The sequence below is a fragment of the Streptomyces sp. TM32 genome, assembly GCF_004122755.1.
In the GTDB taxonomy this organism is placed as follows: Bacteria; Actinomycetota; Actinomycetes; order Streptomycetales; family Streptomycetaceae; genus Streptomyces; species Streptomyces sioyaensis.
In genome coordinates this window covers 21,174-31,994 of sequence record NZ_SDIG01000066.1, presented here as the reverse complement: position 1 = coordinate 31,994, position 10,821 = coordinate 21,174, and the positions used below count along the sequence as shown (strand labels likewise).

General features: G+C 69.8%; 9 protein-coding genes, 1 pseudogene and 1 riboswitch. Of the genes and pseudogenes, 8 read left to right on the top strand and 2 right to left on the bottom strand.

The genetic code is table 11. The annotated features are described in order from the left end of the window. Positions 1-365 precede the first annotated feature (365 nt). Positions 366-1,007, bottom strand: a pseudogene (locus EST92_RS16690) (M23 family metallopeptidase); the annotation flags it as partial. 973 nt (positions 1,008-1,980) lie between these two features. Here EST92_RS16690 and rpsB point away from each other — a divergent pair. From rpsB to EST92_RS16655, 7 genes are all read left to right on the top strand, one after another. After that, positions 1,981-2,868 (top strand): 30S ribosomal protein S2, encoded by an 888-nt coding sequence (gene rpsB, locus EST92_RS16685; RefSeq protein ID WP_129249364.1) that lies wholly within the window; start codon positions 1,981-1,983, stop codon positions 2,866-2,868. Between the two features lie 108 nt (positions 2,869-2,976). Further along, entirely contained in the window at positions 2,977-3,813 is an 837-nt protein-coding gene (tsf, locus tag EST92_RS16680) for a translation elongation factor Ts (protein ID WP_129281715.1), read from the top strand. Between the two features lie 162 nt (positions 3,814-3,975). Beyond that, entirely contained in the window at positions 3,976-4,746 is a 771-nt protein-coding gene (gene pyrH / locus EST92_RS16675; protein ID WP_093485391.1) for a UMP kinase, read from the top strand. Positions 4,747-4,921: 175 nt separating this feature from the next. Further along, complete coding sequence (gene frr / locus EST92_RS16670; protein WP_006602824.1) at positions 4,922-5,479, top strand: ribosome recycling factor; 558 nt, start codon at positions 4,922-4,924, stop codon at positions 5,477-5,479. Further along, complete coding sequence (locus EST92_RS16665) at positions 5,479-6,645, top strand: phosphatidate cytidylyltransferase (RefSeq protein ID WP_129281714.1); 1,167 nt, start codon at positions 5,479-5,481, stop codon at positions 6,643-6,645. The genes frr and EST92_RS16665 overlap by 1 nt, the downstream gene beginning before the upstream one ends. 466 nt (positions 6,646-7,111) lie before the next feature. Continuing rightward, a complete protein-coding gene (locus EST92_RS16660; protein ID WP_254068859.1) occupies positions 7,112-7,588 on the top strand; it encodes an RNHCP domain-containing protein in 477 nt (158 codons plus the stop codon). 72 nt (positions 7,589-7,660) lie between these two features. Then, complete coding sequence (locus EST92_RS16655) at positions 7,661-8,755, top strand: DUF1152 domain-containing protein (RefSeq protein ID WP_275540883.1); 1,095 nt, start codon at positions 7,661-7,663, stop codon at positions 8,753-8,755. Positions 8,756-8,967: 212 nt separating this feature from the next. Here EST92_RS16655 and EST92_RS16650 read toward each other — a convergent pair whose 3' ends face one another. After that, positions 8,968-9,255, bottom strand: coding sequence for a chaplin (locus EST92_RS16650; protein ID WP_129281713.1), 288 nt, complete (start codon positions 9,253-9,255; stop codon positions 8,968-8,970). A 258-nt stretch (positions 9,256-9,513) separates the two neighbouring features. Here EST92_RS16650 and rlmN point away from each other — a divergent pair, with 258 nt between their 5' ends. After that, positions 9,514-10,620, top strand: coding sequence for a 23S rRNA (adenine(2503)-C(2))-methyltransferase RlmN (gene rlmN, locus EST92_RS16645; protein ID WP_129281712.1), 1,107 nt, complete (start codon positions 9,514-9,516; stop codon positions 10,618-10,620). Positions 10,621-10,653: 33 nt separating this feature from the next. Continuing rightward, a riboswitch (TPP riboswitch) is annotated at positions 10,654-10,774 on the top strand. The last annotated feature ends 47 nt before the right edge of the window (positions 10,775-10,821 follow it).

The window sequence follows — 10,821 nt, the reverse complement described above, 5'->3', positions numbered from 1 at the left end:
CTCCCCACCCCTCTCCACCACCCCCCACTCGTGAGCCCCTGCAGATCGCAGCTCACAGCCCGCCACGCGCGACGCGACCGGTCTTTCGCCTCGTCGGTCTGAGACAAGGCTGGGCTTGTGACCCGCCGGGCCGTGACCTGGGTGATCTATGGCCCCAGCAGTCCTGTTGCCTCACTGGCCTGCGGTCTCTCGGCTCCATTGCCTGGATCCGTGGCCCCACCGATCGTGCGGCCTCACCAGCCTGCGGGCCCACCGCTCGGTCGCCTGGCCGTCTGCGACTCCGCCGCCCGGTTGACCGGCGTCGCGCCTGAGGCCACGCCCTCCCTCCGCCGCCCCGCTACCGCAGCCCGCGCACGCCCCTCCCCTTACTCGCCCCTGCCCGCTCCTCCTGCTCGCCGACCGAGCCGAGGGAGCCGCCCGCGCGCCCACAGCGCGGCGGTCGTGAGGCCCACGGTTCCCAGGAGGGCGGCCGTGGTCGGTGCCGAGCCTCGGGCGTGGGCTGCTGGTTCGGGTGGCTCGGGATGACGGGGGAGCGTGCGGCTGTCCGTCGGTACGGGGGCCCCGAAGACCGGCAGCAGTCGTGAGGGCCCGCTGCGGAGCATGCTCCGGGGCAGCAGCGACAACGGGTCCAGGTAGGTCTTGCCGCGCCGTAAGCCCCAGTGGAGGCATGGTGCCCGGCAGTGGAACGGACCGCGTTGCAGCACGGCGACCCTCTGGCCTGCTGTGACGTGCTGCCCCTTCCGGGCCGTGGGGCGGACCGGCTCGTAGGTGGTGCGCAGGGGAGGGCGGCCCGAGCGGGACACCTCGATGGTCAGGACGCCACGGCCGGCCACTGTTCCCGCGTACATCACCCGGCCCGGTGCCGCGGCCCGGACTTCCGCACCGGCGGATGAGGCCAGGTCGACGCCGCGGTGCCCGGCCGCCCAGGGGGACGGAGGAGGATCCCAGCCGCGCAGCACGGTGGGCCGTATCCCCGCCGGCCCCGCCACAGGCCAGGACCGTTCCCCAGCGGATGGCCCGGTGCTTGGCTCGGCGCGGGCGGGATGCCCAAGAAGTCCTGCAGCCTCAGCCGCCGCCGGTGCCCCAGGACGTCCCGCCCGCTCGTCGTGTTCGCCGGCTCGGGAGTGCCCCGTGCCGCCACCCCCTTCCGAGCCCCTGGCCCCTGCCGCGCCCGCAGGTCCCTGTGCCGACCGGCCAGCGGTCAGCATCGTCGTTGCATGCGGTCCGCGCTCCACCGTCGCATGCGACCCGCGCTCCACCGTCGTGCCCATGGGCGGGGCGGCGGCAGCGTGCGCGAAGCCCGAGCCCAGGAAGGCGAGTACCGCGGCCGTGGCCGGGGCCAGCAGCACCTCCACGGCGCGGGCCGGGAAGAAGCAGCTCGGGCCGGATGCGCGAGGCTCCGCGGGCGGGGCCGGAGGCCGTAAGGGCGGCGCGGGCCGGCGGAGGCGACAGCCGGAGCGGGGACGGGTGAGGGGAACGGGGACGGGGACTGAGCGCGGGTGGCTGAACGCTTCCGCCTGCACGGCGGCGAGCGGTCGTCGGGAACCGGAGCGGGAGCCGGGGGCGAGGCCGGCGAAGGTGGGAAGGCCTCTGGTCGGGCCGGAGGGTGGTGGTGGGTTCCGTCGGGTGTGTCGTCGCATGTTCCGACGGTGGCGCAGGACGCCGGGGCGTGGGGATCTTGGTGCGGAGCTGTGGAGGGAGGGCCGGTTGTGGACAACGGTGTCACCCACTCGGGGTGCGAAAAGGTGCGTGTCGCCCGGTGCATCGCCCGTCCCGTACACTTCTGGTGGCGATCCGGGTCACCGGGTCGACTTCGCACGCCCCGCCGTCAGTGCACCAGTCCCGTTCGGGCAGCACGACGGCCGCGCTCCTCGGTCCTCGGACGGCTCCGCACGGTGCCTTCCCCGGCAGGCGCGTCGGGGCGTCAGGCACCGCGGCCGACCGGCCGCAGTGGAACCGAGAACAACAAGGAGTACGGCCATGGCCGTCGTCACGATGCGGGAGCTGCTGGAGAGCGGCGTCCACTTCGGGCACCAGACCCGCCGCTGGAACCCGAAGATGAAGCGCTTCATCTTCACCGAGCGCAACGGCATCTACATCATCGACCTGCTCCAGTCGCTGTCGTACATCGACCGCGCCTACGAGTTCGTCAAGGAGACCGTCGCCCACGGCGGCTCGGTCATGTTCGTCGGCACGAAGAAGCAGGCCCAGGAGGCCATTGCCGAGCAGGCGACCCGCGTGGGCATGCCCTACGTGAACCAGCGCTGGCTCGGCGGCATGCTGACCAACTTCTCGACCGTCTACAAGCGCCTGCAGCGCCTGAAGGAGCTCGAGCAGATCGACTTCGAGGATGTGGCCGCCTCCGGCCTCACCAAGAAGGAGCTCCTCGTCCTCTCCCGCGAGAAGGCCAAGCTGGAGAAGACCCTCGGTGGTATCCGCGAGATGCAGAAGGTGCCCAGCGCCGTCTGGATCGTGGACACCAAGAAGGAGCACATCGCCGTCGGTGAGGCGCGCAAGCTCAACATCCCGGTCGTCGCGATCCTCGACACCAACTGCGACCCGGACGAGGTCGACTACAAGATCCCGGGCAACGACGACGCGATCCGCTCCGTCACCCTGCTCACCCGCGTGATCGCCGACGCCGTCGCCGAGGGTCTCATCGCCCGCTCCGGTGCCGCCACCGGCGACCAGAAGCCCGGCGAGAAGGCCGCTGCCGCCGAGCCGCTGGCCGAGTGGGAGCGCGACCTGCTCGAGGGCGAGAAGAAGGCTGACGACGAGGCCCCCAAGGCCGAGGAGAAGCCCGCCGAGGCCCCCGCCGCCGAGGCCGAGAAGCCGGCCGACGCCGAGAAGCCGGGCGAGCAGGCCTGACCCGCAGCATCCGGTTGACGACGGCGGGGGAGGGCGCCACCAGCGCCGCCCCCGCCGTCCACCCGTAGATCTTTCGACTTCGAGATTTCGAGAAGAGATTCACAGACCATGGCGAACTACACCGCCGCTGACGTCAAGAAGCTCCGCGAGCTCACCGGCGCCGGCATGATGGACTGCAAGAAGGCCCTGGACGAGGCCGAGGGCAACGTCGACAAGGCCGTCGAGGCGCTGCGCATCAAGGGCCAGAAGGGCGTCGCCAAGCGCGAGGGCCGCTCCGCCGAGAACGGCGCCGTGGTCTCCCTGATCGCCGACGACAACTCCTCCGGCGTCATCGTCGAGCTGAAGTGCGAGACGGACTTCGTCGCCAAGGGCGAGAAGTTCCAGGCCGTCGCCAACCAGATCGCCGCGCACGTCGCGAAGAGCGCCCCGGCCGACATCGAGGCCCTGCTCGCCTCCGAGATCGAGGCCGGCAAGACCGTCCAGGCGTTCGTCGACGAGGCCAACGCCACCCTGGGCGAGAAGATCGTCCTGGACCGCTTCGCGCAGTTCTCCGACGGCTACGTGCTGGCGTACATGCACCGCACGATGCCCGACCTTCCCCCGCAGATCGGTGTGCTCGTCGAGCTCGACAAGGAGAACGCCGAGGTCGCCAAGGGTGTCGCGCAGCACATCGCCGCCTTCGCCCCGAAGTACCTCGCCAAGGACGACGTCCCGGCCGAGGTCGTCGAGGCCGAGCGTCGCGTCGCCGAGGAGACCACCCGCGCCGAGGGCAAGCCCGAGGCCGCGCTGCCGAAGATCGTCGAAGGCCGCATCAACGGCTTCTTCAAGGACGCGACGCTGCTCGGCCAGCCGTACGCGCTCGACAACAAGAAGTCCGTCGAGAAGGTCCTCCAGGAGGCCGGTGTCACCCTGAAGCGCTTCTCGCGCATCAAGGTCGGCATCTGAGCCTGTCGCGAAGGCAGCGAATGACCTACGACCCCGCTAGGGTCGTACGCAGTCGGCCGCTCACCGGCCGGCCGCAGATGTGACGAGGAGGCCATTGCCGCAGAGGGATCTGGACCAGACCCACGGCAATGGCCTTCTTCGTATGTGCACGAGGAGAGCTCAATGATTCACGGTGCCGACGGCGCGCACACAGACCATGCCGGTCACGGCGGCAGGCGACGCTTCCTGCTGAAGCTGTCGGGCGAAGCGTTCGCCGGCGGCGGCGGCCTGGGCGTCGACCCCGACGTCGTGCACGCGATGGCCCGCGAGATCGCCGCCGTGGTGCGCGACGGCTACGAGATCGCCGTCGTGATCGGCGGCGGCAACTTCTTCCGCGGCGCGGAACTCCAGCAGCGTGGTATGGACCGGGCACGCTCCGACTACATGGGCATGCTCGGCACGGTCATGAACTGTCTGGCGCTCCAGGACTTCCTGGAGAAGGAGGGCATCGACTCCCGTGTCCAGACGGCCATCACCATGGGGCAGGTCGCCGAGCCGTACATCCCGCTGCGCGCGGTGCGCCACCTGGAGAAGGGCCGGGTCGTCATCTTCGGCGCGGGCATGGGCATGCCGTACTTCTCCACCGACACCACCGCCGCCCAGCGTGCCCTGGAGATCGACGCCGAGGCCATGCTGATGGGCAAGAACGGGGTGGACGGGGTCTACGACTCCGACCCCAAGAAGAACCCGGACGCGGTCAAGTTCGACGCGCTCGAATACGGCGAGGTCATCACCCGCGACCTGAAGATCGCCGACGCCACCGCCATCACCCTGTGCCGGGACAACAAGCTCCCGATCCTCGTGTTCGAACTGCTCGCCGAGGGCAACATCGCGCGCGCGGTGAAGGGTGAGAAGATCGGCACGCTCGTCAGCGATCAGGGCACTCGGGCCTGACGGCCCCAACTGCCGTGGTTCCGTACGGGCATCGGCCTGTACGGGCGGCAACTCCCTACCGGGGGCGGACCCCGGTACGGGGATGGACAACTGCCTGCCGGTCGGACACCGTGCAGGAGAAGACGTGCGGCAGGGGCGAGGCTCTGCTTCTTACCGAAAAGACCAGGAGCAAGTGGTGATCGAAGAGATCCTCCTCGAGGCCGAGGAGAAGATGGAGAAGGCCGTCGTGGTCGCCAAGGAGGACTTCGCCGCGATTCGCACCGGGCGTGCGCACCCGGCGATGTTCAACAAGATCGTGGCGGACTACTACGGCGCCATGACGCCGATCAACCAGCTGGCGTCGTTCTCGGTGCCCGAGCCGCGGATGGCCGTGGTGACCCCGTTCGACAAGAGCGCGCTGCGCAACATCGAGCAGGCCATCCGCGACTCCGACCTCGGCGTCAACCCGAGCAACGACGGCAACATCATCCGGGTGACCTTCCCGGAGCTGACCGAGGAGCGCCGCAAGGAGTTCATCAAGGTCGCCAAGAACAAGGGCGAGGACGCGAAGATCTCGATCCGCAGCGTGCGCCGCAAGGCCAAGGAGACCCTCGACAAGCTCGTCAAGGACAAGGAATCCGGCGAGGACGAGGTGCGCCGCGCCGAGAAGGAGCTCGACGACACCACCGCGAAGTACGTCGCGCAGGTGGACGAGCTCCTCAAGCACAAGGAATCCGAGCTCCTCGAGGTCTGATGAACGAGTCTTCCTGGGGGGCCCCGCCCGGCGCCGGTCAATGGGGACCGCCCGATCACGGACCGGCCTCCTCGCTTCGAGGGGTGGCGCCCCCCGTCCCGGCGGGTCCCGTGTACGACTGGGGCGACGCGGCGCAGACTCGGCCCATGCCCCTCGTGCCCGGGCCAGGCGGACACCAGGACGACGACCGGGAACATCGGGACACCCGGGAAAACCGGGATCACCTGGACGGCCGGGGGGCTGCTCGCCTGAGCGGCCCCCTGTTCCGCGACGAAAAGCCGCAGGAGCCCATGCCCACCTCTCGTTCCGGGTCCGACAGCTCGCCGGACTCAGAGAAGCCGAAGAAGAAGAGCGCGGGCCGCAACCTCCGTGCCGCGATAGGGGTAGGCGTAGGCCTCGGCGTGATCATCATTGCGTCGCTCTTCGTCTACAAGCCTGTCTTCATCGGCGTGATAGCGATCGCTGTCGTCGTGGGCCTGTGGGAGCTGACCTCGCGGCTGGCCGAGCGCAAGGACATCAAGGTGCCGCTGGTGCCGCTCGCGGTCGGCGGCACCGCCATGGTGGTCGCCGGATACGTGCGTGGCGCCGAGGGCGCCTGGGTGGCGATGGCGCTCACCGCGCTCGCCGTGCTCGTCTGGCGGATGACCGAGGCGCCCGAGAACTATCTGCGGGACGTCACCGCCGGTGTCTTCGCGGCGTTCTACGTGCCGTTCCTCGCGACGTTCGTGGCGCTGATGCTCGCGGCCGAGGCCGACGGGGCGCTGCGGGTGCTGACCTTCCTGCTGCTGACGGTCGTCAGTGACACCGGCGCGTACGCGGTCGGCTGGCGGTTCGGCAAGCACAAGCTGGCACCGCGCATCAGCCCCGGCAAGACCCGCGAGGGACTCGTCGGCGCGGTGCTCTTCGCGATGGTGGCCGGCGCGCTGTGCATGGAATTCCTGATCGCGCACGGCGCCTGGTGGCAGGGCCTGCTGCTCGGACTTGCGGTCGCGGCCAGCGCCACCCTCGGTGACCTCGGCGAATCCATGATCAAGCGCGATCTGGGCATCAAGGACATGGGCACCCTGCTCCCCGGTCACGGCGGGATCATGGACCGTCTCGACTCCCTGTTGCCGACCGCGCCCGTCGTCTGGCTGCTGTTCGTGATCTTTGTGGGAGCCGGCTGACGGCAGGGAATCCCGTAGCGGGGAGCGGAGCCGGGTTCAGGGGCTCCGCTCCCCCGCTTCCTTTTGTGCAGCACGGGCTTGGTGACGTGCGTGAGGGGGCTTCCGCGCCGAGCGGGGGCCCCTTTTCGTGCCCCCGGCCCGGGGGAAATCGGATGCCGGGGTCGGGGGACCGCGGCATAAAGTGGACATCACACCCCGAAGCCGTTCCGGCGGCCTTCGGGACACTCCCTGACACGAATGAGGAGGTGGCGTGATCAAGAAGCGCTGTGCCGCTGCCGGTGCTGCCTGACGGGGGACGGCGCCGACGTCAGTGAGGCCGGACCGACACCTACCGGCGGCACGTGGGGAGGCCCGCGTGACAGTGACCGGGACAAATCGACAAACCCGGTCGTGGTCCGGATTCAGGGATGCGAGCACGCCCTGATGAAGCTGGAGCCGGAAGTAATCGCCCGCCCGAGAAGCGGCGGTGAACCGCGTCCCTCGCCGGCCGAGCCTGAGACCCCTGAACAGGGGGAGAGCCAACGGAACCCTGCGCCTCCGAGTTGAAGATCCCTTCGACTCGCCGAGGAGCAGCACCATCAGCAGAACCACCGAGAACACCGGCTTTACCTGCAGCAACTGCGGGGAAGAGGTCGCGCCCCTGGTCAACGGGGGCTACCGCAACCACTGCCCGCGGTGCCTGCACTCACGTCATGTGGACGTCCGGCCCGGAGACCGTGCCAGTGACTGCCGCGCGCTGATGCGCCCGGTGGCCGTCGACCACCACTCCACCAAGGGCTACATGATCGTCCACCGCTGCACCGGCTGCGGCGTCCGGCGTCGCAACCGCATGGCCCACGATCCCCACCAGGGCGACGACCTCGACCAGGTCCTCGCCGTGCTGCACACGGGGCTCAGCCGGCACGAAGCAGGCCGGTCCGCCCGGCACCGGAGGCTCGTCTGACGCCTCGCGGTCCCCGCCTCGGCGGGGACCGCCCGCCTGCCGAACAGGTCGCCGACGCGTACGCTGGCGCATGTGACGCGCCTGATCGTGGCAGCAGGAGGAGGCGGCGACGCCGTTGCCGCAGCGATGCTGGACGCCGCTCTCCACGGTGACGAATCTCCGGCAGTAGTGCTCACCTACGCATGGGACCGCCTCCTGGTCGACCCCGTTCCCGGCCCCAGAGGACCGGCCAACTTCACCGGCCTCCGTCCTCTCACCCGAAGCGTCCGGACCGTCCCCGCCGACGCGACCCCGATCGCCCCCGCGGGTTCGACACTTCCCGGACTGGCGGCGGAGCTCCCGCAGACCTTCGCGCTCACCGACCCGCACCACGGCGCCGAGGGAATCGTCCGCCAACTCGAAGAGCTCGTACAGCACTTGGAGCCGGAGACGGTCGACCTCCTGGACGTGGGCGGAGACATCCTCGCCCGGGGCGACGAGCCCACCCTCCGCAGCCCCCTCGCCGACGCCCTCACCCTCGCGGCCTGCTGCGAACTCAACTACCCCGTACGGCTCCTGGTCGCCGGCCCCGGCCTCGACGGCGAACTCCCCGCCGACGTCCTCCGTGACCGCCTCGGCCCCGTCGCCCTGACCCTCACCGCCGAGCACGTCATGCCCGTCAGCTCGGTCCTGGAGTGGCACCCCTCCGAGGCCACGGCCATGCTGGCCGCCACGGCACGAGGCGCCCGCGGCCGGTGCGACGCACGGGACGGCGGCCTGCCGGTCCCACTCACCGACGACGGCCCCGTCGTCCACGAGGCCGACCTCGACGAGGCGCTGAACCGCAACCAGCTCGCCCGCGCCATCCTCGCCACGGAGAACCTGCACCAGGTCGAGCAGTACAGTCGCGAGATCTGCGGCTTCTCGGAGATCGACCACGAGCGGAAGCAGGCGAGTCGGCTGGGCAGCCGGCCCGCCCGGAAGCCGGACCCGGAAGCGGTCCTCCATCAGCTCGACGGCTTCGAGGCCGACGCCCGGAGCCGCGGCATCACGCACACCACGTTCCGCCGGCTCGCCGAGGCGTGCGGACTCGGCGGCAACCAGGGCCAGGACCTCAGGGAACTGCTGATCGGCATCCGCCCGGGGCAGTACGAGGCTCCGCTGTGGCGCATCGCGTCCGGAGCGTGAACCGCGGCCGGCGGGGGCTCGACTCGGCGGGTACCACCGTGAGCACACCTCCAGAGGGTCCCGGCCGCAGGCCAACGGGGGACATGCTCCGATATCGACTGCGCGCGCAACAAGCGACGCGCCGCCCGCTGTCAGCGGGCGGCGCGTCGAGACGTAGGGCAACCGTCACGGGGCGGGCCTGTGAGACCGGGCCCCATCGGGCAGGCCGGCTCTCAGCGCCTGTGGCGGAACCCCTCGTCGTGGAAGCGATGGTGGTGAACATCGCCGTTGATGCAGGTGTTCCCGAAGGCCGGATTCAGCGCAGAGACGATGTTGATGGTGTTCCCGCAGACGTTGATCGGGATGTGGATCGGCACCTGGACGTTGTTGCCGGAGACGATGCCCGGGGACCCGACCGCGCCGCCGCCCGCATGGGCGTCGGCCGAGGCCACGCCGGCCATGCCTGTGACGGCCACCCCGGCAGCGACGGTTGCCACGAGTGCCTTCGCGATACGCGACATGCTCTCTCGTCCTTTCACGTATGACGTCAGATCACGCTCCCGCCCATGAGATACGGCAGGGGCTCGGATCAACGCGCGAATGACCGATATGTCGCGTAATGCTCACCGGACAGGTGAATGCGCGGAGTGCGTGCGGCCCTGGCGGTGCGACCGGGCCGTGCAAGCCGGGCCGACGAAGACGAAGGGCATCCGAGGGTGATCGTTGCCTCACCGCTCCCACCTGGGTCGGGTCAGATGATCTGCCACACTGGACCCACCATGCCTGCACCCGGAGAACTTACTTTCGTTGCGCCGCGCGGGGCCAAGAAGCCGCCGCGGCACCTTGCTGATCTCACTCCTGACGAGCGTCGCGAAGCGGTGGCCGCGATCGGGGAGAAGCCGTTCCGCGCCAAGCAGTTGTCGCAGCACTACTTTGCCCGTTATGCGCATGATCCGGCGCAGTGGACGGACATCCCGGCGGCGGCGCGCGAGAAGCTGGCGGGCGCGCTGCTGCCGGAGCTGATGAAGGTCGTGCGGCACATCTCGTGCGATGACGACACGACCCGCAAGACGCTGTGGAAGTTGCATGACGGGACGCTCGTCGAGTCGGTGCTGATGCGCTACCCGGACCGGGTCACCATGTGCATCTCCTCGCAGGCCGGCTGCGGAATGAACTGTCCGTTCTGTGCGACGGGGCAGGCGGGGCTGGACCGGAATCTGTCGACCGCCGAGATCGTGCACCAGATCGTCGACGGGATGCGTGCGCTGCGCGACGGCGAGGTGCCCGGCGGGCCGGCGCGGCTGTCCAACATCGTCTTCATGGGGATGGGGGAGCCGCTCGCCAACTACAAGCGGGTGGTCGGGGCGATCCGGCGGCTGACGGATCCCGAGCCGGACGGGCTGGGGCTGTCGCAGCGGGGGATCACCGTTTCCACGGTCGGGCTGGTGCCGGCGATGCTGCGGTTCGCCGACGAGGGCTTCAAGTGCCGGCTGGCCGTGTCGCTGCACGCCCCGGACGATGAGCTGCGGGACACGCTCGTCCCCGTCAACACGCGCTGGAAGGTGCGTGAGGTGCTGGACGCGGCGTGGGAGTACGCGGAGAAGTCCGGGCGGCGGATTTCGATCGAGTACGCGCTGATCCGGGACATCAACGACCAGGCGTGGCGCGGTGACCTGCTGGGCCGGCTGCTGAAGGGCAAGCGCGTCCATGTGAACCTCATTCCGCTGAACCCGACTCCCGGGTCGAAGTGGACCGCCTCGCGTCCGGAGGACGAGCTGGCGTTCGTGCGGGCCATCGAGGCGCACGGGGTGCCGGTGACCGTCCGTGACACCCGTGGTCAGGAGATCGACGGCGCCTGCGGGCAGCTCGCGGCCTCGGAACGCTGACCGCTCGCTGGTACTGTGTGATCGAACAAATGCACATTCCGACAGGGGAGCGCCACAGCGCTGAGAGTGCGGAAGCGCCGTAGTCCTACGGTGCCCGCAGACCCTTGAACCTCGCCCGGGTCATGCCGGGTAGGAAGTTCGGTCGTCACTCATGCTGTTGTGCCCTGCCCGAAGTTCCCTCCGTATGTCCGCGGATGTACG